Source organism: Xanthomonas sp. WHRI 7064 (genome assembly GCF_040202355.2).
GTDB lineage: Bacteria > Pseudomonadota > Gammaproteobacteria > Xanthomonadales > Xanthomonadaceae > Xanthomonas > Xanthomonas arboricola.
On record NZ_CP167821.1, the window covers coordinates 3784810 to 3810112 of the forward strand.

At 65.8% G+C, this 25303-nt stretch carries 15 protein-coding genes and 1 riboswitch; of the genes, 8 read left to right on the top strand and 7 right to left on the bottom strand.

What is annotated here, in order from left to right; translation table 11 throughout:
• Positions 1-109 precede the first annotated feature (109 nt).
• Positions 110-207, bottom strand: a riboswitch (TPP riboswitch).
• A gap of 430 nt (positions 208-637) precedes the next feature.
• On the top strand, positions 638-3409 hold the full coding sequence (locus tag ABQY74_RS16155) for a TonB-dependent receptor (RefSeq protein WP_349792665.1): 2772 nt from the start codon (positions 638-640) through the stop codon (positions 3407-3409).
• Positions 3410-3720: 311 nt separating this feature from the next.
• Positions 3721-5619, top strand: coding sequence for a prolyl oligopeptidase family serine peptidase (locus ABQY74_RS16160; RefSeq protein WP_372469926.1), 1899 nt, complete (start codon positions 3721-3723; stop codon positions 5617-5619).
• 69 nt (positions 5620-5688) lie between these two features.
• Here the strand turns inward: ABQY74_RS16160 and ABQY74_RS16165 are convergent, their stop codons facing one another.
• Both ABQY74_RS16165 and ggt read right to left on the bottom strand, forming a co-directional pair.
• Positions 5689-7527 (bottom strand): methyl-accepting chemotaxis protein, encoded by a 1839-nt coding sequence (locus ABQY74_RS16165; RefSeq protein WP_349792319.1) that lies wholly within the window; start codon positions 7525-7527, stop codon positions 5689-5691.
• A 79-nt stretch (positions 7528-7606) separates the two neighbouring features.
• Complete coding sequence (ggt, locus tag ABQY74_RS16170; RefSeq protein WP_104560004.1) at positions 7607-9316, bottom strand: gamma-glutamyltransferase; 1710 nt, start codon at positions 9314-9316, stop codon at positions 7607-7609.
• Between the two features lie 642 nt (positions 9317-9958).
• Between ggt and ilvC the strand changes: the two genes are divergently transcribed.
• The 5 genes from ilvC to ABQY74_RS16195 all read left to right on the top strand — a co-directional run bounded on the left by ilvC (position 9959) and on the right by ABQY74_RS16195 (position 15718).
• Positions 9959-10960 (top strand): ketol-acid reductoisomerase, encoded by a 1002-nt coding sequence (gene ilvC / locus ABQY74_RS16175; protein ID WP_016902672.1) that lies wholly within the window; start codon positions 9959-9961, stop codon positions 10958-10960.
• Between the two features lie 42 nt (positions 10961-11002).
• Positions 11003-12724 (top strand): acetolactate synthase 2 catalytic subunit, encoded by a 1722-nt coding sequence (gene ilvG, locus ABQY74_RS16180; RefSeq protein ID WP_349792321.1) that lies wholly within the window; start codon positions 11003-11005, stop codon positions 12722-12724.
• The gene (locus ABQY74_RS16185) at positions 12708-12965 is read left to right on the top strand and encodes an ACT domain-containing protein (RefSeq protein ID WP_016902670.1); all 258 of its coding nucleotides are present in this window, start codon (positions 12708-12710) and stop codon (positions 12963-12965) included. Before ilvG ends, ABQY74_RS16185 begins: the two co-directional genes overlap by 17 nt.
• A gap of 123 nt (positions 12966-13088) precedes the next feature.
• The gene (locus ABQY74_RS16190) at positions 13089-14159 is read left to right on the top strand and encodes a threonine dehydratase (RefSeq protein WP_253657821.1); all 1071 of its coding nucleotides are present in this window, start codon (positions 13089-13091) and stop codon (positions 14157-14159) included.
• Complete coding sequence (locus ABQY74_RS16195) at positions 14156-15718, top strand: 2-isopropylmalate synthase (RefSeq protein WP_065048240.1); 1563 nt, start codon at positions 14156-14158, stop codon at positions 15716-15718. Before ABQY74_RS16190 ends, ABQY74_RS16195 begins: the two co-directional genes overlap by 4 nt.
• A gap of 1322 nt (positions 15719-17040) precedes the next feature.
• Here the strand turns inward: ABQY74_RS16195 and leuB are convergent.
• The 4 genes from leuB to leuC all read right to left on the bottom strand — a co-directional run bounded on the left by leuB (position 17041) and on the right by leuC (position 21089).
• A complete protein-coding gene (gene leuB / locus ABQY74_RS16200; protein WP_166773185.1) occupies positions 17041-18114 on the bottom strand; it encodes a 3-isopropylmalate dehydrogenase in 1074 nt (357 codons plus the stop codon).
• Between the two features lie 37 nt (positions 18115-18151).
• Entirely contained in the window at positions 18152-18901 is a 750-nt protein-coding gene (locus ABQY74_RS16205) for a class I SAM-dependent methyltransferase (protein WP_166773642.1), read from the bottom strand.
• Positions 18902-18930: 29 nt separating this feature from the next.
• Entirely contained in the window at positions 18931-19578 is a 648-nt protein-coding gene (gene leuD / locus ABQY74_RS16210) for a 3-isopropylmalate dehydratase small subunit (RefSeq protein WP_349792325.1), read from the bottom strand.
• Between the two features lie 71 nt (positions 19579-19649).
• The gene (gene leuC / locus ABQY74_RS16215) at positions 19650-21089 is read right to left on the bottom strand and encodes a 3-isopropylmalate dehydratase large subunit (protein WP_102580725.1); all 1440 of its coding nucleotides are present in this window, start codon (positions 21087-21089) and stop codon (positions 19650-19652) included.
• A 120-nt stretch (positions 21090-21209) separates the two neighbouring features.
• Here leuC and ABQY74_RS16220 point away from each other — a divergent pair, with 120 nt between their 5' ends.
• Positions 21210-22094 (top strand): LysR family transcriptional regulator, encoded by an 885-nt coding sequence (locus ABQY74_RS16220; RefSeq protein ID WP_349792328.1) that lies wholly within the window; start codon positions 21210-21212, stop codon positions 22092-22094.
• Positions 22095-22130: 36 nt separating this feature from the next.
• On the opposite strand, the gene ABQY74_RS16225 is transcribed toward ABQY74_RS16220, so the two are convergent.
• Entirely contained in the window at positions 22131-25178 is a 3048-nt protein-coding gene (locus tag ABQY74_RS16225; RefSeq protein ID WP_243851927.1) for a ligand-binding sensor domain-containing diguanylate cyclase, read from the bottom strand.
• Positions 25179-25303: the final 125 nt, after the last annotated feature.

Below are 25303 nucleotides of genomic sequence, written 5' to 3' on the forward strand. Positions count from 1 at the left end.
TCGTCCTGTGTGCTGGAAGACCAGCACCCACGGCGCTGGCCCTGCGAAGGATTCGCAGGCGGACGAAGCGGCGGCGCTCAATGGCGATGCACCCGTGCAGGCACGGACCATCGCATCTAACGAAGCTTCCCTACGCCGGTATCAGCCGGATCAGGTTCGAAGGGACTATCTCAACCGCAGCGCACTGCGGTACCCCCACTTCGGCGGCGATTAAACCACATCGCACCGTGCACGGCTGAAAAAAATATCGCGGGACGTCGGCAACGCGCCCGCACCGAGTGCGCCAGCGGCGCATGCCGTTCTGGGCAGCGAACGCTGCCCACCTGGCAGAGCGTGCAGCAGTAGCCTCGCCTTCCACAGCGACATATGTCTCCGCCTGCCACCGCAGGTCGGCGGTGCACATGCACGGCCTCGCCACGGCATTGCATGGCGCGTCCACGCACTACGCGCGCCGTGCCGCAACAAGGCGCCGATTGGCGAAAAACGGTGGCGATACCCGCTCGTTAAATTCCCGCTAAGCCTGCGTGTCGTGTCGATGAACACACGCGTGCAGGTGCCATCCAACGGGGATCGCGCTGTCGTTCCTCCTCTACCGGAAATCGCCGTACACATGACTATGTCCACGCTCCACCCGACCCTGCATCGGGGCTCGCTCGCGATCGCCATCGGCCTGTGCATCACCACCAGTGCCGTTGCCCAGGAACAGACCGACAAGAGTCCGACCAATCTGGACAAGATCGAAGTCACCGGCTCGCGCATCCGCTCGGTCGATGTGGAAAATTCGCAACCGGTGCTGGTGCTCACGCGCCAGGACATCGAAAAGCAGGGCCTGACCTCGGTGGCCGACGTGCTCAAGCGCATCCCCTCCAATGGCGCCACGATGAACTCCACCGTCAACAACGGCGGCGACGGCTCGGCCACCGTGAGCCTGCGCAACCTCGGTGCCTCGCGCACCTTGGTGCTGGTCAACGGACGGCGCTGGGTATCGGGCCTGTCCGGCTCGGTGGATCTCAACACCATTCCGTCGGCCATCGTGGAGCGCGTGGAAGTGCTCAAGGACGGTGCCTCGTCGATCTATGGTTCCGATGCCATCGCCGGCGTGGTCAACATCATCACCCGCAGCGATTTCGATGGTGCCGAGGTCAATGCCTACGTCGGCCAGTACGGCCAGGGTGACGGTCAGCGCACCTCGTTCGATGCCACCGTGGGCGCCACCAGCGAGCATGGCAATCTGGTGATCGGGCTGTCCAGCGTCAAGGAAGATGCGGTGATGGCAGGCGACCGCGAGATATCGGCCGAGCCGGTGTATGGCGCAGGGTCGTCGGCCTACAGCAGCTACTCGGCAAGTGGCCGTCTGCGCGCAGGTGGCAACAGCGGTGCCTGGACCGTGTTACCCGGCAGCGCAACCGCCAGCGGCGACAGCAATTATCCGCGCTACGGCCTGGACGAGTACACCGCCTTCAATACCTCCGACTACGGCTACAACTACGCCAAGGACAATTACCTGGTCACGCCGCAGAAGCGCGATGCCTTGTACGTGCAAGGCAACTACGCACTCACCGACAACGTGCGCTTCAAGTTCGATGGCCTCTACAACCGCCGCCAATCGTCGCAGCAGCTGGCCGGCTTTCCGCTGGCCTCGGTCAACACCGGCATCCTGATGAGCGGCGACAGCTACTACAACCCGTACAACAGCGCCTACGGCGGCGACGGGCGCGATGTGGGCTGGTCGCACCGGTTGACCGAATTCGCGCGCACCTACCAGCAGGACGTCAAGACCTCGCACGTGTATACCGGGCTGGAAGGCGATTTCCAGTTTGCGGACAGGCAGTTCAGCTGGGACGTGGGCTTTGCGCACAATCAGACCGACCAGACCGAAACCCAGTACGGCGACGTCAATCTGCTAAACCTGGGCAACGCGCTCGGTGCCTCCGGCATCGTCAATGGCACCCTGTCGTGCCTGGACAGCGGCGGCGCCGTCATTGCCGGCTGCGTGCCGTTCAATCCCTTGTCGCCGGCCGGTGGCGTGACCCAGGAGATGCTGGACTACATCCTGTTCACCGCGCACAACACCTACCAGTACAAGAACAGCAGTTTCACTGCCAACCTCACCGGCGATCTGTTCGAGCTTCCCGCCGGCTGGATGAGCTTTGCCGCCGGTGTCGAGCATCGCGAGGAAAGCGGCTTCTCCTCGCCGGATGCGTTGATTTCGGCCGGTTACACCTCGGGCAATTCGTTTACGCCCACCTCCGGCTCGTACACGCTCAACGACTACTACACCGAAGTGGCGATTCCGCTACTGAAGGATGTGGCCGGTGCGCAGTTGCTGGAATTGAGCGCAGCCGTGCGTTACTCGGACTACAACACCTTCGGCAGCACCACCAACAGCAAATTCGGCTTCAAGTGGAAGCCGGTCGCCGACCTGTTGATCCGTGGCAACTACGCCACCGGCTTCCGCGCGCCATCGATCGAAAACCTGTACCTGGGCGCATCGGACAGCTTCGATACCTATTCCGATCCCTGCTCGACCAACAGCACCTCCTACATCGGCACGATTGCCGCCGCGTGCGCGGCCGGCGGCGTACCGGCCAATTACGTGGCCGAGTACAACAGCGCCAGCGGCAACTCCGGCCAGACCATCTATCCGTTCACCTACACCAGCAACGCCAACCTGCAGCCGGAAAAATCCAAGAACGCCACGCTCGGTTTCGTCTACAGCCCCGCCTCGGTGCAAGGCCTGGATGTGTCGCTGGACTGGTGGAAGATCAAGATCACCGACGCCATCACCGAATTCAGCGCCAACCAGATCCTGTCGCAGTGTTATCAGTTCAATGTCTCGGCGTTCTGCGACCTGGTCACCCGCGATGCCACCGGCGCCATCACCGGCCTGGTGATCCAGCCGGTGAACGTCGGCGAGCAACGCATGGAAGGCTACGATTTCACCGCACGCTACAAGCTGCCGCAGACCGCGATCGGCCAGTTCATGCTGACGCTGGATTCGACCTACGTGGCGGTCAACGAGCAGAAGCAGGACGACAATTCGGCCTGGGAAAGCTACAACGGCATCTACCACACCGATAACCCGAACTGGCGCACGCGCGGCACGCTCACCCTGGACTGGAGCTACGGCAACCTGGCCGCCAACTGGGCCGTACGTTACTACTCGGGCATGAAGGACTACGACTCGGAGCTGGACGATGCCGGCAACTATCGCCACGTCGCGGCAACTGCGTTCAACGACATGCAGGTGTCTTACCAGCTGCCGTGGAATGCAACCGTGCGCGTGGGTTTGAACAACGTCTTCGACCGCGACCCACCGGTGGCGCTCAGCGCCTCTGCCAATTCGTTCGATTCGGCCTATGCCATCCCGGGACGCTACAGCTATCTGCAGTACACCCAGCGCTTCTGATCGCGCGCCCTTGGGCCGCCGGGCCCGCTGGCTGGATACGCCGGTTGTCACAACGGCCTCCCTCGGGAGGTCGTTGTGCATGTGCCAGGGCTGACACGCAGGCGGCCGCCTGGCACGCAGCACGCCAGCGGCGCCATGCAGGGACATTTCCACGGCACATCACCCCGCTAGCCTGCAGTCACTACAACAAGAAACCCGCTCTCTCTCCCTGCCGCCGATCTTTGGCGGCTTTTTTTTGGACCTACTTGCCACAGCCGTCGCCGGTTCGTTATCGTTCTGTGAAACAGGGGATGGACGACGCAGATGCAGGTATGCACCGGTTTGGCTGGGCGGCAGTGCTGCTGACGGGAATATTTTCAGGGACCGCGCAGGCCGCCTCTGCGCCGCCTGTCGAGGCATTCGTCGAATCCGGTCCGATCACCTCGCCGGCGATGTCACCCGATGGAAAGCATCTGGCGGTCAGCGCGGATCTGGGCGATGGCAACTACGCGCTGGTGGTCTACCGCATCGCCGGCATGCAATCCACCACGATGCTGCGCTTGCCGCGCTATGAATTGCCGGTGCGCATTGCCTGGGTCAGCGACCGGCGGCTGGTGATCGGCAAGGGGCGCAAACTCGGCTCGCTGGAAGAACCCGTGCCGATGGGGGAGATCATCGCCACCGATCTGGATGGCAGCAATCAGCGCTATGTGTACGGCTACCTGCAAAGCACGCGCAATGCGGGCCTGGAGCGCGGATTCGGCTATATCGAGGGCCTGCCGAGTCGCCGCAACGGGCACTTCTACATGCGGCGTCTGTCACTGGACTCGCGCCACTCGATGCTCTACGACGTCGACGCCAACACCCATCGCCTGATGGCCGACATCGACGTCCCCGATCTGCGGTTCGTGCTCGACCACGATGGCGTGGCGCACTACGCGTACGGCACCGACGACAACGATAACCCGTTGCTGTTCCGCCGCTCGGGCAATGGCTGGTCGCCAATGACCCAGGTCCAGGCCAGCTGGCGACCAATCGCATTCGCGCGGCAGCCGGGCCGCCTCTATGGCTGGTACAGCGACGCGGGTGGCCCTGCAGTCCTGGTGGCCACCGATCCCGATGGCCAGCAGCGCAGCGTGCTTGCGTCGGACCCGTTCTACAGCGTGGATGACCTGCAGTGGGGTTCGGCGCCGCAAACGCCGTTTGCTGCACGGCTGGGGCCAGGGCGGCCGACACTGCGCTATTTCGAGCAGGACACCGCCGAAGCGCAACTGCACCGGAGCCTGAGCCAGACCCTGGCCGGCCAGTACGTGGACTTCATCAATTTCACCGAGGACGGCAATGGCCTGCTGCTGAGGGCCTACAGCGACCGCGATGCCGGAGCCTGGTACATCTTCGACCGGCCGAGCAATACGCTCAAACTCGTCATCAAGGCACGCAATGCATTGCAGGCGGCGCAGATGAGCGAGCGGCGCATGGTGACCTTTCAAGCCAGCGACGGCTTGACCCTGGACGGCGTGCTCACCGTTCCCGGCAACGCCGCAAACGGGGTGCGCATGCCGATGATCCTGCTGCCGCACGGCGGCCCGCACGCAGATGGCGATGGCTGGGCCTTCGATACCGACGCCCAGTTCCTGGCCAGCCGCGGGTATCTGGTGCTGCAGGTTAACTATCGCGGCGGCCTGGGTCGTGGCAACCGGTTCGAGCGCGCCGGATATCGCCAGTGGGGCGAACGCATCCAGGACGATCTGATCGACGGCGTACGCTGGGCGGTGGGCCAGGGACTGGCCGATCAGACGCGCATCTGCAGCTATGGCGCCAGTTTCGGCGCGTATGCCGCCATGATGGTGCAGGTCAAGGCGCCGGAGTTGTTCCGCTGCGCGGTCGGTGTGGCCAGCATCTATGATCTGCAGATGATGTACAGCAAGGGCGACATCAATCGCAGCGAGTACGGCCTGAAGTATCTGGAGCGCGCCATCGGCCGTGATGCCGCCGAACTGGCCGCACACTCCCCGGTGATGTTGGCCGAGCGCATCAAGGTGCCGGTGCTGCTCGTGCACGGCGAAGAGGACGAACGCGCCCCGTTTGCACAGGCCAAGAGCCTGCGCGCGGCATTGACGCGCAGCGGCAACGCGCCGCAGTGGATGGCCGTTGCCAAGGAAGGCCACGGTTTCTACAAGGAAGCCAATCAGGTCACCTTCTACCGCACGCTCGAACGCTTTCTTGCCTAGCAGTTGGGTGACACCACCACAGCGACGACGTCCAGTGCCGTATCCGCCGCGCCGCAGTGACCACGCAAGCTAGTCCAGCGTATAGCCCACCCGCAAACCACCCCAGTGCTTGCGGCCGACGTAGATCGGGGCCGACAGGTCGAACATGATCTGGCCGGTGTCGCGGCGGTAGACCTGCAGGCGATACGGGTCGGTGTGCGCGCCCACGCTGCGGCCGACGCGGTCGGTGAACTTGCGCTTGGTGCGGTTGCCGACCAGATCGCGCTTGGGATCGCCGGTCAGCGGCTGGGTGAAGCGCAGATTGTGCGTGGGCACGTAGCCGTCGGGATTGGCGCAGATGGCGAACACGATCCACGGATGCGCATCCAGCAGTGGCTCCTGCAGGGCGGGTAACACCTCGTCGCAAAGTACATCGAAGTCGGTGCTGAACTTGGCAGGCTCCACGCCGGCAATCGGTGTGTAGGTGCGGGCGAACAGCGCCGCTTCGTCGATCTGGCCGCGTGCGATGGCCTGCGCCAGGGCAGTGCCGATACGAGCGGCGGTCGCCACGGCGAGTTCCTTGACGCGCGCGTGCCGGGGCACTGTCAGCGGGTCGGCCGGCAGACGGAACAGGCCCACGCAGTCGCGCAGCGTCTCGGTACCGCGCTCCAGCGCCTCGCTGCGTTCGGCCACATGCGCGGCGTGCTGCAGGTTGCTGCGCCCCAGCGCCACCACGCCATCGACGGCGCTTTCGATGCCGCGAATCTCGCCGTCCTGCGCCTGGATCCGCCCGGCCACCGTGGTCATCGCGCTGCTGGCCTGGCCGAGCACGCGGGTGATGCCGTCGAGTACCGCTTCGGTGCCGCGCGCGGAGGCTGCGCCCTCGCCCACCGCGGCGCTGGTTTCGGCCAGGATCGCGCGCACGTCGCGCGCTGCCGCTGCCGCGCGTTCGGCCAGGCGGCGGATCTCGGTGGCGACCACCGCGAACCCGCGCCCTGCATCGCCGGCATGCGCGGCTTCGATGCTGGCGTTGATCGACAGGATATTGGTCTGGAACGCCACCGAGTCGATGACTTCGATGACCTCGCCGGCACGCGCGGCGCGGCGTTCCACTTCGTGCATGGCCTGGCCCAGCGCGTGCGCGGCGGCGACGCCCTGACGTGCGCTGTCGTCGGCGCTGGCGGCCAGCGCGATCACCTGTGCCAGATCGGCATTGACGTCGTGCAGGCTCGAAGCAAGCCGCTCCACCGCCGTGCGGGCGCCATCCAGTGCTTCGGTCTGCGCCTGCGACTGACGCACCATCTCGTCGTTCTCGGCCACCAGCGGCGGCACTTCGGCGGCGATCTGCACCGACAACGCCACTGCCTGGCGGATCGCCTCGGCCAGATTGCCGAAGCCGGCCTGCAGCCGGCGCCCCATGTCGGTCTCCGCCAGACCGGGCGGCAGCAGCAGTTCCAGCTCGCAGCCGGCCAGCGCCTGGGCGGTGCGCTCCAGCACGGTGCGGTCTTCGTGCTCGGCCTGCAGGCGCGCCACCAACGGCTGCAGCAGCGGCGAGATCGGCACCGGCCGGCTGTCTTCGGCCAGGCGGGTGGCTTCGCGCAGCAGGATCGCGGTTTCCACATGCGGCAGCGACAGCATCCAGCCACCGTGCTCGCGGTCGCGCACATAGCGCACGCGCCGGGCCGGGTCGTCGCCGGGGGCCGCCCAGACGCCGTCTTCGCCGACCAGATCGGCTGCGCTCAATCCCCACAACACCGACGCCGGCGCGCCCTGCAGCTCCCCAGCGGTCTTGCCCAGGACGTCCAGGCCGGCGCGATTGCAGGCCACCACACAGACCTCGGCCGATAGCCGCAACAACGCGACCGGTGCATCGGGGAGCAGCGCCGCATGCGTTTGCGACGGCGGATAGGGCTGTTGCATCGAGCTCATGGGAATTCCTAATCCATCATGATCATTAGCGGCGCGCTGCAGCCGGAATTGAGCGGTGCCCCGCACCGCCGGCGCTTGCTCAGTAGCCGGCGGCCTGCCCGTCCTTGCGGCTTTCCGAAGCGCCGTAGTACACGCCGCTGGCCGGGTCGCGCGCGATCGCCTGGTACCCGCCATACGGGCCATCGGCAAAGATCACCCGGTGGCCTTTGCGCATCAGTGCGCGGATGGTGTCGTAGGAGAAGCCGGTTTCCAGGTTGACCTCGCCACCATCGCTCATCGCGGTGGCCTGGCCGGTCGGCTCGGTGGAGCCTTCATGCTGGATGCGCGGCGCGTCACCGGCTTCCTGCAGATTCATATGGAAGTCCACCAGGTTCATCACGATCTGCACGTGCCCCTGCGGCTGCATCGCCCCGCCCATAACCCCGAAACTCAGCCACGGCTTGCCGTCCTTGGTGACGAAGGCGGGAATGATGGTCTGGAACGGCCGCTTGCCCGGCGCGTAGCCGTTGGGGTGATCCTTTTTCAGCACGAACATCTCGCCGCGGTCCTGCAGGATGAAGCCCAGCCCGGGCGGGGCCATGCCGCTGCCCATGCCGCGGTAATTGGACTGGATCAGCGACACCATCATGCCGTCGGCATCGGCCACGGTCATGTAGATGGTGTCGCCTTCTTCCAGCTGCTTTGGCGTGCCGGGCTGCACTTCCTTGAGCGCCTTGTCCATGGAGATCAGCGCGCGACGCTGCGCGGCGTAGTCCTTGGAAATCAGCCTGGCCAGCGGCGCCGGCTGGAAGGCCGGGTCGGCATAGAAGCGCGCGCGGTCGGCGAAGGCCAGCTTCTTGGCTTCGGTGAACAGGTGCACATGCTCGGCCGAGCCGTACGGGATCTTGGAGAAATCGTAGCCCTCCAGGATATTGAGCATCTGCAGCGCGGCGATGCCCTGGCTGTTGGGCGGCAGCTCCCAGACGTCATAACCACGGTAGTTGGTGGACACCGGCTCCACCCACTCGCCGGTGTGGCTGGCCAGATCCTCGTAACTCAGGTAGCCGCCATTGGCCTTGAAATAGGCGCCGATGGTGCGGGCGATGTCGCCCTTGTAGAACGCATCGCGGCCACCGTCGGCGATCTGCTGCAAGGTGTTGGCCAGGTTCGGGTTCTTCCACAGCTCGCCCTTGCGCGGGGCATGGCCGTCGATGGTGAACTGCTCCTTGAAACCGGGGTACTGCGACAGCCGCGGCACCGAGCGGTCCCAGTAATAGGCGATGGTCTCGGCCACCGGATGGCCCTCGCGGGCGTAGCGGATCGCCGGGGCCAGGTTCTGCGCCATCGGCTTGCGCCCGAAGCGCTCGTGCAGCGCGAACCAGCCATCCACCGCGCCCGGCACCGAGACCGGCAACGGGCCGGTCGGCGGTATGTCCTTCAGCCCACGGCGCTGGAACTCGGCCAGGGTCAGCGATCTGGGCGAGCGGCCCGAGCCGTTGTAGCCGTAGAGCTTGCTGGTCTTGGGGTCCCAGACGATCGCAAACAGATCCCCGCCGACGCCGTTGCCGGTGGGCTCCATCAGGCCCAGCGCGGCATTGGCAGCAATCGCCGCGTCCACCGCCGAGCCGCCCTCCTTCATCACATCCAGCGCGATCTGGGTGGCCAACGGCTGCGAGGTCGCCGCCATCGCATGCGGGGCGATGACTTCCGAGCGGGTGGCGAACGGCTGCCCGGTGATCCGGTCGGCAGCACTGAGGGGTGGCGCGAGCAGCGCCAGGGCAGACATCAACAACACAGGTACGCGACGCATGACAGAAGATCCCCGGACACCACAGGTGAGTGGCCAACCATACCAGCGGGTCGGGCCGCCTCGCTCGGTGAGCACTGTCTGCCAGCACAAATGCCGCGCATTTAGTGACTCGCATCGCCCGTTACCGGCCTGCAGCGATGCGGTTTCAATAGCAACCATGCTGCTGCCACGCGGTTTCGCGCGGCACAGCGCCGATTGATGCGGCCGTTTCATGCGCAAGGGTTGACACCCCACCTGCAGCGATGGTTATCTCAGTCTCATGTCGCACCGCCACACCACCTCGAACGCCCCAGTGTCCGCGCCCATCGGCGCGTCGGCAGCGTCGCTTCTCGTGCTCGTACTTATTACCTCGCCAACCGGTGCGGGACGGGACTTCGTGTAGGCAACAGACACACAAGGCTTCGATCAGACCCCGCACCGGCAACGGCGCGGGGTTTCGCGTTTCAGGGACCACCAAAAGTTTCGAATGACATGAACGACATCACCGACATCGCCATCAACTGCCCTACCCGCGCCGACCACTGCGCTGGCGCAGTGCCTGCATGGCCGGTGCCGTCGTCCATCCCCGCTTTGCTTGGCCGGCCAGCCCCTGACGCTGCCTGCTGATCCTTTTCCCACTGCCAACCCCGCAAGGACTACTCCATGAGCAACGACACCCAACCGAAAATCGCGATCATCGGCTACGGCAGCCAGGGCCGCGCGCATGCGCTGAACCTGCGCGATTCTGGCTTCGACGTCACCGTCGGCCTGCGTGCCGGTGGCCCGACCGAATCCAAGGCCCAGGCCGACGGCTTCACCGTGGTGGCGCCGGCCGAGGCGGTCAAGAGTGCCGACCTGGTCGCGATCCTGACCCCGGACATGGTGCAGAAGAAGCTCTACGAAGAAGTCATCGCCCCGAACATGAAGCAAGGCGCCTGCCTGCTGTTCGCGCATGGCCTGAACGTGCATTTCGACATGATCACCCCGCGCGCCGACCTGGACGTGGTGCTGGTCGCGCCGAAGGGTCCGGGCGCGCTGGTGCGTCGCGAATATGAGATCGGCCGCGGCGTGCCGTGCATCTATGCGGTCTACCAGGACACCAGCGGCAAGGCCGAACAGTTCGCGCTGACCTATGCCGGCGGCCTGGGCGGCGCGCGCGCCAACATCATCAAGACCACTTTCAAAGAAGAGACCGAAACCGACCTGTTCGGCGAGCAGGCCGTGCTGTGCGGCGGCGCATCGTCGCTGGTGCAGGCCGGTTTCGAAGTGCTGGTGGAAGCCGGCTACCAGCCGGAGATCGCGTACTACGAAGTGCTGCACGAACTGAAGTTGATCGTGGACCTGTTTTACGAAGGCGGCATCACCCGCATGCTGGAATTCGTGTCCGAAACCGCGCAATACGGCGACTATGTCAGCGGCCCGCGCGTGATCGACGCTAGCACCAAGGCGCGCATGAAGGACGTGCTGACCGATATCCAGAACGGCACCTTCACCAAGAACTGGGTGGCCGAGTACGAAGCCGGCCTGCCGAACTACAACAAGTTCAAGCAGGCCGATCTGGAGCACCCGATCGAGGAAGTGGGCAAGAAGCTGCGCGCCAAGATGGTGTGGCTCAACGGGCAGCAGCAAGCCGCCGCCACACCTGCGAATCAACAAGCGGCGTAATGCCGCCGCACCCCCACCGCTAACACCGAAGGTCCGCAACGCATGAACACCTCCGCACACAGCACGCCCCGCAACGGCGCGCGCTGGCTGACGCAGGCCCTGGAAGCCGAAGGCGTGGAAACGCTGTTCGGTTATCCGGGCGGCACCATCATGCCGTTCTACGACGCCCTGGTGGATTCCAGGCTCAAGCACATCCTGGTCCGTCACGAACAGGGCGCCGCCCTCGCCGCCAACGGCTACGCTCGTGCCAGCGGCCGGGTCGGCGTGTGCGTGGCCACCTCCGGCCCGGGCGCGTCCAATCTGGTCACCGGCATCGCCGATGCGATGCTCGATTCGGTCCCGATGGTGTGCCTGACCGGCCAGGTCGCCACGCCCCTGCTGGGCACCGATGCGTTCCAGGAACTGGACGTGTTCGGCATGACCATGCCGATCGTCAAGCACAGCTTTCTGGTGCGGCGTGTGGAGGATCTTCCGGAGATGGTGCGTGAAGCGTTCCGCATCGCACGCGAGGGACGTCCCGGGCCGGTGCTGATCGACCTGCCCAAGGACGTGCAGATCGCCGATGCCTCGCATCTGCCCGATCATGTGCCGGCGGCGGTGTTGCCACCTCCGGCCCCGGAAGATGCGAAATTGGCCGAAGCGCTGGCGGCCATCGCCAGCGCCGAACGCCCGGTGTTGTACGGCGGTGGCGGCATCGCCCTGGCCGGTGCGGTGGAGGCGTTTCGGCGCTTTGTCGAAGCCACCGGCATTCCCACCGCGCTGACCTTGCGCGGGCTGGGCGCGTTGCCGCATGCGCATCCGGATTATCTGGGCATGCTGGGCATGCACGGCACCCGTGCGGCCAATATGGCGATCCAGGAATGCGATCTGTTGGTGGTGGTCGGCGCGCGCTTCGACGACCGTGCCACCGGCAAGTTGAGCGAATTCGCACCATTTGCGCGCGTCATCCATCTGGATGCCGATGCGTATGAAATCTCCAAGCTGCGTACGGCCGACATCGCTGTGCCCGGCGATGTGGCGGTCAGCCTGAAAGCGCTGAGCGCGGCACGTGGCAATTGCCAGGCATGGCGTACGCGCTGCTTTGCCAACCGCGAAAAATTCGGCGCGCGTTACGACGCGCCCGGCACCGATATCTACGCACCGGCGCTGCTCAAGCGCCTGAGCGAAGTGGCTCCGGCCGACACCATCATCGCCTGCGATGTAGGTCAGCATCAGATGTGGGTGGCCCAGCATTGCCGCTTCAACGATCCGCGCAATCACCTCACCAGCGGCGCGCTCGGCACGATGGGCTTCGGCCTGCCGGCGGCGATGGGCGCGCAGTTCGCCTGCCCCGACCGCACCGTGGTACTGGTCTCCGGCGACGGCAGTTTCATGATGAACGTGCAGGAGCTGGTGACGATCGCGCGCTGCAAGCTGCCGGTGAAGATCGTGCTGCTGGACAACAGCTCGCTGGGCATGGTGCGGCAGTGGCAGGAACTGTTCTTTGCCGAGCGTTACAGCGAAATCGATCTGTCCGACAACCCGGATTTTGCCGCCCTGGCGCAGGTCTTCGGCATCCCGGCCAAGCGCATCATCGCGCGCGGCGATGTCGATGCCGCACTGGCCGAACTGCTGGCGCAACCCGGCCCCGGCCTGCTGCATGTGGCCATCGACGCGCGTGCCAACGTGTGGCCGCTGGTGCCGCCCAACAACGCCAACAGCACCATGCTGGACAGCAATCCCGCACACGCGGCCAAGGAGACATCGCATGCGTTACCGGCTTGATCTGGTGCTGAAGCCGGCCGAAGGCGCATTGGTGCGCGTGCTCGGCATGACCGAGCGACGCGGCTTCCGCCCCTGCGCCATCCAGGGCGCCAGCGCCCCGGACGATGCCGGCCGCTGGCATCTGCAATTGGACGTGGACAGCACCCGCCCGCCGGAGACGCTGCGCCTGCAGTTGGAGAAGGTGTACGACTGCGAGTCGGTGGTGATCACCGCGCTGGACTCGGTCGAGGTCGCGGCGTGAACGCCCGGACCTCGCGCGAGCATGAAACCGCTGTCCGGAGGTGTCTTCTCCCGGATCGGCCGCGCGCGTGCCGCAATGCCTGATTCCGGCCGCCCCTCCTCGCAGGAGCCAGACGTAGGCGACGTGGCGGTCAGCGTGGCCGACGTCCTGGCCGCGCAGGCCCGTCTGCGCAAGTATCTGTCGCCCACGCCGCTGCATTACGCCGAGCGCTTCGGTGTGTGGTTGAAGCTGGAAAATCTGCAGCGCACCGGCTCCTACAAGGTGCGCGGCGCATTGAACGCCCTGCTGGCAGGGCTGGAACGCGGCGACGAGCGCCCGGTGATCTGCGCCTCGGCCGGCAATCATGCGCAAGGTGTGGCGTGGTCGGCGTACCGGCTGGGCGTGCAGGCCATCACGGTGATGCCCTACGGCGCGCCGCAGACCAAGATCGCCGGCGTTGCGCACTGGGGCGCCACCGTCCGCCAGCATGGCAACAGCTACGACGAGGCGTTTGCGTTCGCGCGCGAGCTGGCCGACCAGAACGGCTACCGTTTTCTGTCCGCCTTTGACGACCCGGATGTGATCGCCGGGCAAGGCACGGTCGGCATCGAACTGGCCGCGCATGCGCCAGACGTGGTGATCGTGCCGATCGGCGGCGGCGGGCTGGCCTCCGGGGTGGCGCTGGCGCTGAAATCGCAAGGCGTGCGCATCGTCGGCGCGCAGGTGGAAGGCGTCGATTCAATGGCGCGCGCCGTGCGCGGCGATCTGCGCGAAATCACTCCCGTCGCTACGCTGGCAGACGGCGTGAAGGTCAAGATTCCCGGCTTTCTGACCCGCCGCCTGTGCTCGAGCCTGCTCGACGATGTGGTGATCGTGCGCGAGGCCGAATTACGCGAAACGCTGGTGCGCCTGGCCCTGGAAGAACACGTCATCGCCGAGGGCGCTGGCGCGCTGGCCTTGGCCGCCGGCCGCCGCGTTTCGGGGAAACGCAAGTGTGCGGTGGTCTCTGGCGGTAATATCGACGCAACTGTTCTGGCCACACTCTTGTCCGAGGTACGGCCGCGGCCGCCACGCAAGCCGCGTCGTCGCAACACCGAGCGACTTCGCAACGAACGCAGCGCCAAGTCACTTCCCGAAACACCCGTTATTTCCCGCCCATCCGCAGTCGCTCCAACGCCTGTCACCGCCATCGCCGTAGAGGAGTCTTCCTGGTGAACACGATCGTATCCAACCAGACCCCGCGTATCCGAATTTTCGACACCACCCTGCGCGACGGCGAGCAATCCCCCGGCTGCAGCATGACGCCCCAGCAAAAGCTGGTGATGGCGCGCGCGCTGGACGAACTCGGCGTGGACATCATCGAAACCGGTTTCCCGGCCAGTTCGCATTCGGACCGCGAGGCCGTCGCGATGATCGGCCGCGAGCTGCGTCGCCCCACGCTGGCGGTGCTGTCGCGCTGCCTGCAGGCTGATATCGAAACCTCTGCACGTGCACTGGAGGCGGCCGCCAATCCGCGCCTGCATGTCTTCCTGTCCACCAGCCCGCTGCACCGCGAGCACAAGCTGCGCATGAGCCGCGAGCAGGTGCTGGAGTCGGTGCACAAGCATGTGACGCTGGCGCGCGGCTATATCGACGACATCGAGTTCTCCGCCGAAGACGCCACCCGCACCGAAGAAGATTTCCTGGCCGAGGTGGCGCGCGTGGCGATCGCCGCCGGTGCCACCACGATCAATCTGCCGGACACGGTAGGCTTTACCACGCCGGAAGAAATCCGCGGCATGTTCTCGCGCCTGATCGCCAGCGTGGAAGGTGCCGATACCGTGATCTTCAGCGCGCACTGCCACAACGATCTGGGCCTGGCGGTGGCCAACTCGCTGGCGGCGATCGAAGGCGGCGCACGGCAGGTCGAGTGCACCATCAACGGTATCGGCGAGCGCGCCGGCAACTGCGCGCTGGAAGAAATCACCATGGCACTGAAGGTGCGCGGTGCGTTCTACAACATCGATACCGACATCAACACCCCACGCATCGTCTCCACCTCGCAGTTGCTGCAGCGCCTGGTCGGCATGCCGGTGCAGCGCAACAAGGCAGTGGTCGGCGGCAATGCGTTCGCGCACGAGTCGGGCATCCATCAGCACGGCATGCTGCGCCATCGCGGCACCTACGAAATCATGCGTCCGGAAGACGTAGGCTGGGAGTCCTCGCAGATGGTGCTGGGCCGCCACAGCGGCCGCGCGGCGGTGGAACAGCGCTTGCGTGCCTTGGGGTACCTGCTGGAGGAAGAAGAGGTCAAGCTGGTCTTCGAGCAGTTCAAGGCATTGTGCGAAAAGCAGCGCGTGGTCACCGACGCGGACCTGCAGGCCTTGATGCAGGACGCCACCGTGCAGGAAGGCTATCGCCTGGCGTCGATGACCATCAGCGATGTCGGCAGCCGCGCCAATGCGCTGGTGGAGCTGTCCGACCCGGAAGGCAATCGCGTGGCCGAAACCGCGCAGGGCAATGGCCCGGTGGATGCGCTCTTCGGCGCACTAGCCTCGGCCACCGGTGTGAAGCTGGAGCTGGACAGCTACCAGGTACATAGCGTGGGCATCGGCGCAGATGCGCGCGGCGAAGCCAGCCTGAGCGTGCGCCACGATGGCGTGGAATACGAGGGCACCGGCACCAGCAAGGACATCATCGAAGCCAGCGCCTTGGCGTGGCTGGATGTAGCCAACCGCCTGCTGCGTCAGCGCGAGCGCGGCGTGGTCGCCGGCAAGACGGCTGCGGTGGCGTAATACCGCTCATTCGCTGGACGATGCAAACCTGACGGCCGGCAGCGTGATCTGCCGGCCGTTTTGGTTTTGGTATCCCAACTTTCTTGCAAGTGCGTCGATTTGCTGCGGGCGCCTGTGCGCCTACCGACCCTGGATGCGGCGCCGCGCACCGATCTTGTGGGCGGCATCTGCGGGTTCTGTACGAATGCGTCGGGTTGCTGCAGGCGCTTGCACGCGTACCGACACAGAACAGCCTCGCACACGAGGTCTGCCGGCTTTGTGCGAATGCTTCGGTTTGCTGCGGCTGCTTGCACGCGTGCCGGTGTGGGACACGCCGCAAGTACATCCATGTAGGCTCTGGCGCGGCATCCATGCCGCTCAAGGTCCCACGCCGGCACCCGCGCAAGCACCACCAATTGCTATCGGGTGCGGAAAGAAATGCAGAGGGCATGCTGGCTGCAGGTCCTTCGTAGCGTCCATCCTGGCGCAGTAAGAGCAGATAGATGGCTTACCGATTACGTTGGCCATGAAATCGGCAGGCAACCACACGTGCTTGAAAGCATTGTTTGCCCATCAGCGGCGGCAATGTTGGGAGCGTGGTGTCGCGTCCGGGGGCGGGACCGTGTGGCGGCATGGATGCCGCCACCGAGCCTCCAGGGACGTACTTGCGGCGTGTCCCGACACCGGATGCGGCGCCGCGCTGCCGACCGACTCCGCCTACCGATCAATCTTGTGCACGACATCCGGAGCTCCACGCGAATGCTTCCATTTGCTGCGGGCGCTTGCACGTGTACCGGCGTGGGACACGCCGCAAGTACGTCCGTGTAGGCTCTGGCGCGGCATCCATGCCGCTCAAGGTCCCACGCCGGCACCCGCGCAAGCACCACCGGTTGTTGTCGGTTGCGGAAAGAAATGCCGGGGTCCTGCTTCGCTACAGCTCATTCGTAGCGTCCATCCTGGCGCCGTAAGAGCAGATAGATGGCTTACCGATTACGGTGGCCATGATAGGCAGGCAACCACACGCGCTTGAAAGCATTGCTTGCCGATCAGCGGCGACAATGTTGGGAACGCGGTGCCGCGTCCGGGGGCGGGACCGTGTGGCGGCATCCATGCCGCCACCGAGCCTCCAGGGATGGATTCACGGCGTGTCCCGACACCGGATGCGGCGCCGCGTCACCGACCGACCTGCATGCCGACCAGTCCTGCGCACGCCATCCGCAGGTTCATGCAGATGCTTCGGTCGAACGATGTGATCACGAATCGGTCAACCAAACGAAAGTGGCTATCGTCCGAAGAACGATAGCCACCAGTACAGCCAAGACGCCTCGGGGAAGCGAGCGCTGTTACAGCGCGGCCACCACTGCATCACCCATTGCCACCGTGCTAACCTTGGTCGTGCCTTCCGACCAGATGTCAGCGGTGCGCAGGCCCTGGTCGAGTACCTTGCCGACCGCTTGCTCGATTGCATCTGCTGCAGCAGATTGCGCAAACGTATAGCGCAACATCATTGCCACCGACAGGATGGTGGCCAGCGGATTGGCGATGCCCTTGCCTGCGATGTCCGGCGCCGAGCCATGACACGGCTCGTACATGCCCTTGCTGTTGGCATCCAGCGAGGCCGAAGGCAGCATGCCGATCGAACCGGTGAGCATCGACGCCTGGTCGGACAGGATGTCGCCGAACATATTGTCGGTCACGATCACGTCGAACTGCTTGGGCGCACGCACCAACTGCATCGCCGCATTGTCCACGTACATGTGCGACAGCGCGATGTCCGGATAGTCTTTGGCCACTTCTTCGACGACGGCACGCCACAGTTGGCTCGATGCCAACACGTTGGCCTTGTCGACCGAACACAACTTTTTGCCGCGCAAACGCGCCATCTCGAAGCCGGCCTTGGCGATGCGGCGGATCTCGCTTTCACTGTATGGCAGCGTGTCGTAGGCCTGACGCTCGCCATTTTCCAGCGTGCGCGTGCCCCGCGGCTGACCGAAATAAATACCGCCGGTGAGCTCGCGCAGGATCAGCAGATCCAGTCCGGACACCACCTCCGGCTTGAGCGTGGAGGCATCCGCCAGTTGTGGATACAGCAGTGCCGGACGCAGATTGGCGAACAACCCCAGCTGCGAGCGGATCTTGAGCAGGCCCCGCTCCGGACGCAGCGATGGGTCGATGGTGTCCCATTGCGGCCCACCGACGGCGCCCAGCAGCACCGCGTCGGCAGCGCGTGCGCGCTCCAGCGTTTCGTCGGCCAGCGGGCTGCCGTACTTGTCGTAGGCCGCGCCACCGAGTTCGTCGTACACCAGGGTGAAACCCAGGCCATGCTGCGCATCGATGCGCGTCAGCACCTTGACCGCTTCGGCCATGATCTCCGGGCCAATGCCGTCGCCAGGAAGAATCAGAATCTGCTTGCTCATGCAACCCTCATAAGTTGGCGCCGTAGCGCCCTGAAAATCAACGTGCCGCCCATACCACCAGCACATCCGTGCTGAAGGAACCATCGGCCGCAATCTGAAAATATTCGCGCACTTCGTCTACCGCCGCGCCCTGCAATGCGCGAATGGCCGCGCGCAGCACTTCCGGCGTGCGCATGCGGTCTACCCAGCTCAGATAGTCCAGCTGCAGCCGTTGGCAATGATGCCGCTGCACCTGCAAGCCGGCATCGCCTAGCGTCTGCAACCACTGCGCAACACTGTAGTCACGCACATGGCTGGTATCGCGCAGCAACTCGATCGCCTGCAGGTGCGTATCCAGCAGCGGCAGGCCGGGAGCCACCACGTCGACAAAGGCCGCAATTCCGCCTGGACGCAGCACGCGCCGCACTTCGCGCAGTGCCTGCCCCAGGTCGCTCCAATGGTGCGCCGAGTAGCGGCTGACCACTGCATCCATGCTGCCAGTCTCGAACGGCAGGCGCTCGGCGGCACCTTGCACCGTGCGCACTTGGGTCAGCCCACGCTCTGCGGCGGTGGCCGCTACGACCTCGAGCATGTCGGCAGACAGATCGTAGGCCACCACCTCGGCCATCAGCGGCGCCAGCTGGAAACTCACATGCCCGGCACCGCAGCCCAGGTCGAGCAATCGCCCGTTGCAATGACCCTGCAGACCAGCGCGGAGCTCGGCGAACTCGGCGCCTTGCGCATGCACGTCGCTGTGCAGATAAGCCTGCGCCTGCGGACCGAACTGCGCAGCGACATGCTCGCTCAGCGCACCCGCCTCAGCTGTGGCAACCACGCTCACTGCAGCGCGCCGAACAGCCACGGTTGACGCGCGCGATGGTCTTGCTCGAAGCGACCGATCGCATCGGCGTCCTGCAGGGTCAGGCCGATGTCGTCCAGGCCATTGAGCAGGCAGTGCTTGCGGAATGCATCGATGTCGAAGCCGTATTCCACGCCATCGGGGCGCCGCACGCGCTGTGCGGCCAGATCCACGGTGAGTTGGTAACCCTCGGTGGCCAGGCATTGCTCGAACAAGGCGTCCACTTCCGCTTCGGCCAGCACGATCGGCAGCAGGCCGTTCTTGAAGCTGTTGTTGAAGAAGATGTCGGCAAAGCTGGGCGCGATCACGGTGCGGAAGCCGTATTCGTCCAGCGCCCACGGCGCGTGCTCACGCGAGGAACCGCAGCCGAAGTTCTCGCGTGCCAGCAACACACTGGCACCCTGATAGCGCGGGAAATTGAGCACGAACTCCGGATTGAGCGGGCGCTGGCTGTTGTCGCGACCGGGCTCGCCGATATCCAGATACCGCCATTCGTCGAACAGGTTCGGCCCGAAGCCGGTGCGCTTGATCGACTTGAGGAATTGCTTGGGAATGATCTGATCGGTATCGACATTGGCGCGATCCAGCGGCGCCACCAGTCCGGTGTATTGGGTGAAAGGGGTCATTGGGATGCCGGGAATTGGGAGTGGAGAATGGGGAATTGGCAGAACGGAGACGGGACGGACGTTGCGATTCTCTATTCCCGATTCTCGATTCCCTGCAACGCACGCACATCAACAAAATGCCCGCTGACCGCCGCCGCTGCGGCCATCGCCGGGCTGACCAGATGGGTGCGGCCACCGGCGCCCTGGCGGCCTTCGAAATTGCGGTTGGAGGTGGAGGCGCAGTGTTCGCCGCTGCCCAGCTTGTCCGGGTTCATCGCCAGACACATCGAGCAACCCGGCTCGCGCCATTCGAAGCCGGCGTCCAGAAACACCTTGTCCAGGCCTTCGGCCTCGGCCTGCGCCTTGACCAGGCCCGAGCCGGGGACCACCAACGCCTGCTTGATGGTGGAGGCGACCTTACGGCCCCTGGCGACCGCTGCGGCCGCGCGTAGATCTTCGATGCGCGAGTTGGTGCACGAGCCGATGAACACGCGGTCCAGGCGGATCTCGGTGATCGGCTGGTTTGCGCGCAAGCCCATGTACTTCAGCGCGCGCTCGATCGAGTCGCGCCGGGTCGGATCCTGTTCGGTTGCCGGGTCCGGCACCTGCTGATCCACCGCCAGCACCATCTCCGGCGAAGTGCCCCAGCTGACCTGCGGCTTGATGTCTTCGGCGCGCAGCTCCACCACCGTGTCGAAGTGCGCGTCGGCATCGGAGACCAGCGTGCGCCACAGCGCGACCGCCGCCTCCCAGTCGGCGCCCTTGGGCGCGAACGGGCGACCTTGCACGTAGGCAATCGTCTTTTCGTCCACCGCCACCATGCCCACGCGCGCACCGGCTTCGATGGACATGTTGCAAATGGTCATGCGGCCTTCCATCGACAGGTCGCGGATCGCGCTGCCGGCAAATTCCAGTGCATGGCCGTTGCCGCCGGCAGTGCCGATCCTGCCGATCACCGCCAGCACGATGTCCTTGGCGGTCACACCGAACGGCAGCGTGCCTTCCACCCGCACCTGCATGTTCTTCATCTTCTTGGCGATCAGGCATTGCGTGGCCAGCACATGCTCGACCTCGGAGGTGCCGATGCCGTGCGCCAGCGCGCCGAACGCACCATGCGTGGAAGTGTGCGAATCGCCGCAGACCACGGTCATGCCCGGCAGGGTGGCGCCCTGCTCCGGGCCGACCACATGCACGATGCCCTGGCGCGCATCGTTCATCTTGAACTCGAGGATGCCGAAGTCGTCGCAGTTCTCATCCAGCGTCTGCACCTGCAGCCGCGAGACTTCGTCGGAGATCGACTCCAGCCCGCCCTGGCGCTCGGCACGCGTGGTCGGCACGTTGTGGTCGGGCGTGGCGATGTTGGCGTCGATGCGCCACGGCTTGCGCCCGGCCAGGCGCAGGCCTTCGAACGCTTGCGGCGAGGTCACTTCATGCAGGATGTGGCGGTCGATGTAGATCAGCGACGAACCATCGTCGCGGCGCGTGACCTCGTGCAGGTCCCACAGCTTGTCGTACAGCGTCTTGGCAGTCATTGCGGCGATCCGGTTGGCGGATGGTGGGAGCACCCACCTGGCTGCATTCGATGCTAGGAGCTTGCCTTGGATAACGCAAATTCATATTGTTTATTCAACAAATGAAATTTGGGAATGGCAATGGACCTGGCAAGCCTCAGCGCCTTCGTGGCGATCGCCGAGAGCGGCAGCTTTTCGGCAGCCGGCGAGGCCTTGCATCTCACCCAGCCGGCGGTGAGCAAACGGATCGCCTTGCTGGAAGCGCAACTGTCGGCGCGGCTGTTCGACCGCCTTGGTCGCCAGGTGGTGCTGACCGAGGCCGGCCAGGCCTTGCTGCCGCGTGCGCAACGCATCCTGGCCGAGCTGCAGGACACCCGCCGCGTGCTGGAGCATCTTGGCGCGGCGGTCGGCGGGCGCCTGAGCCTGGCCACCAGCCATCATGTCGGCCTGCACCGCCTGCCCGCCCTGCTGCGCGGCTTCGCTGCGCAACACCCGCAGGCCGCGCTGGACATCCAGTTTCTGGATTCGGAGCTGGCCTATGCCGCGGTGCTGCGCGGCGAGGTGGAGCTGGCGGTCACCACGCTGGCACCGGATACGCGTGCGCCGCTGCGCGCGCAACCGATCTGGTATGACCGCCTGCAGTTCGTGGTGGCGCCAGATCACCCGCTGGCCGCATTGCGCGCGGTGTCGCTGGAAGATGTGGTGGCACATCCGGCGGTGCTGCCGGACCCGGGCACGTTCACCCATCGCATCGTCGCCGGCCTGTTCGCCGAGCGCGCCCTGGTGCCGAGCCTGCGCATGACTACCAACTATCTGGAGACGATCAAGATGCTGGTGTCGGTGGGCCTTGCGTGGAGCGTGTTGCCGGAGCGCATGATCGATCATCAGATCGTGGCGCTGCCGCTGCCCGACGTGGCGCTGTCGCGCGAGCTGGGCTGCGTGACCCATGGCGGGCGCACCCTGTCGCGCGCCGCGCAGGCGTTTGTCGCGTTGTTGCATGCACAGGCGGATCAGCTGCAGACGTGAGCGCAGCAGTCCAGCGCAGCCGGCAACACAGCAGCCTTATTGATCCACCAACCGATCGCGCCCCAGCCGCTTGGCGTGGTACAGACGGCGGTCTGCCAGCGCCAGCAATTCGCGCCGGCTCGGTGCCTCATCGCTCATCGCCATGCCCATGCTGGCGGTGCAGCGCACCGTCGTGCCCTGCGTCTGGACAGCGATCGCGGCGAGCCGCTGGCGCATGCGTTCGAACAACGCGCGCGCCTGTGCCGCGTCCACACCCACTGCCGCGAGCAGAAACTCTTCGCCACCGTGGCGCGCGGCAAAGCACTGTGCCCGATCCTGTTCACTGAGTGCTTCGCCGATCGCGGACAGCACCGCGTCGCCGACCTCGTGGCCGTATTCGTCGTTGATGTGCTTGAAGTGGTCAATATCCATCAGCACCAACGCCAACGGGGCGCCACCGGCGTGCGCATCGTCGAACCATTGCTGCAGGACCCGCTCGGCCTCGCGGCGATTCGGCAAGGCAGTCAGCACGTCATGGCTGGCGCGGTATTCGAGCTGGCGCATCAGCGCTTCGCGCTCCTGGCTGGCCTGCTGCAGCGCGAGGTTCTTGTCGCTCAGCTCGCGTGTGCGTGCGTCGATCACCGTATTGAGCTGGCGCTGCCGGCGGCGATAACTGGCGGTACGCCACAGATAAAACCCGTAGATCAGGCTGCCCAGCCCGAGGATGCCCAGGGCGATCACTTCGCCACGCCGCCACCACGGCGGCGCCAGGGCGATCACCAGGCTGGACTCGCCCAACAGCGCGGTCTGCCGCCAGTCCACCGGCAGCGACATCGCCTGGACACGGAAGCGGAAACGGCCCGGCGGCAGATTGGTGTAGACCGCCTCGCTGGCGCTGTCGGCGTCCACCCAGTCCGGGTCGAAGCCCTCCAGCCGGTAGCGGTAGCGCACCTTGTCCGGGCCACGGAAATTCAACCCGGCATAGCCGATGGCGATGCGCCGGGTCTCCGCACCGAAGCGATGCAGGCCAGTGAGCGGCTGCACCATGCCGTCGACCAGCAGGCGCTCGAACACGATCGGCACGCGATGGCCTTGCAAGGTGCCCACGCGCGCCGGATCGATCACGCCCAGGCCTGCAGCGGTGGGGAACAGCAGCTGCCCGGACTGCGTCATCCAACCGGCCGGCGCGCTGCTGCCGTTGCCCTGATTACCGGGCATGCCGTCGCTGCGATCCACCACCTCCACGCTCAACTGCTCGCGCGTGCCGGCATCGAGCTGGTCGAAGTCGCTGCGCGCGATGCGGAACACGCCATGGTTGCTCGACAACCAAAAATAACCGCGGCCGTCATCGATCACCCGGAACACCTTGTCGCGCGGCAGCCCGACCCGGTGGTCGTAGACGCGAAAGGTCTCACCACTCAGGCGCAGCAGGCCGCGATCGCTGGCGATCCACAGGTCGCCCTTGGCATCGCGCAGGAAGTCGAAGGCGTTCTGCCCGGGAAAATCCTGCTCGCCCAGCCATGCGCGCGTGCTGCCGTTTGCCGACAGCGCGGTCATGCCGCGATCGGTGCCGATCCACACGGTGCCCAGCGTGTCGCGATACAGCACCTGCACCGAGCCATCGGGTACGCCGTCGGCGGCGGTGTAGCGGCGTGCCTTGCCATCGCGCCAGCGCACCAGCCCGGCCGTGGTACCGATCCATAGCGTCTGGCCATCCGGCAATACCGCGCGCACCGACAGCGACGGCAGGCCGTCGGCCGCACCGATGCGCGCCAGCACGCGACCTTGCGCATCCAGCCGCACCACGCCCTGGCTGTAGGTGCCGGCCCAGACGCCGCCATCGCCGGCGTCGGCCAGGGCCAGCACCGACTGCTCCAGCACGCGTCCGCCCTGGTTCGGCACCACCGACACGCGGCTGATCTGACGATTGCGCCAGCGGTCCAGGCCCACCGCGCTGCCCACCCACACGGTACCGTCGCCGGTCTGAAGCACCGTGCGCACATAGTCCGAGGCCAGCCCGTCTTCGTGGGTGATGCCGTGCGCGGCGCCTTCGGCAATGCGGAACAGGCCGTGCGTGCTGCCGACCCAGATCAGGCCCTCGGCGTCTTCCAGCAGCGCCGGGCTGGCGACTCCGGAAATGGCGATCTGTTCGTCCGGCGCATCCGCGCCGCTGTGGACCACCAGCGTGCCCGACGGCAAGCTCATCCACAGATGCCTGCGCCGATCCAGCAGCAATGCATCCACCCGCTGGCCCTGGCGGAACCGCTGCAGGCCACCGCCGCGGCTCCACCACCACACGCCGTCGTCGCCAGCAACCAGCAAGCCGCCCTGACGATCGCCGGCCAGCCGCCGCACCGGTGCGGCGCGCATCCCATGCGTCTTGCCCCAGGCCTCGGCCGCACTGCCATCGTGGGGCAGACGATAGAGTCCGACTTCAGTACCCACCCACAAAGCGCCGTCGCCCTCGGCCGCCAGCGCGGTGATGCGCGCGCGCGGCAGGCCGGCCTGGCGACCGACGTCCACCACCCGCCCGTCCGGCTCGATGCGGTACAGCGTCTGCGGCGTGCCGACCCACAGCGCGCCATCGGCGCGTCGCAGCAGTGCACTGACCGCCAGGTGCCGCGCCGAAGCGTCGCCCAGTTGCTGCCAGTGGCCGTCCTGGTAGTGATAGACGCCATCGAACGCGGTGCCGAACAACATCCCGCCGGTGCTGTCCCGTACCACCACGAACACGCCCCCCAGCTCGACGCCCGGTGTGTTCTGGCGGTCATACACGGTGAAGTCGCGGCCGTTGAAGCGCGCCACGCCTTCCCAGGTACCCAGCCAGATCAGGCCATCGGCGCCCTGCGCCACCGCATGCACCAGATTGTGTGGCAGGCCGTCGTCCATGCTCCAGCGCGTGACGGTGTGATACGCGGTATGGGTCGGCGACTGGGCGCCGGCCGGCCACACGCCGAGCAGGATGCAGGCCAGCAACGCCCATCGCCACAGCAGCCCGGTCCGCCGCACGCATGTGCTGCGGACGCAGCCTGTATGCGCATGCGCCCCGACCCTTTCCACGCTCTCCCATCCCCTCGTTGTGCTGGCAAAAGGGGCTGCCGACATGCGCCGACAGACCGTTAGTCAATCTATCACCGGGGGTTTTTCAGCGCGCTAGGTGGATTCCCCACAAGGATGGGACGCACCATGACACCGGGAGGCATTCAGTTGAAACAATTACCGGCCATAAC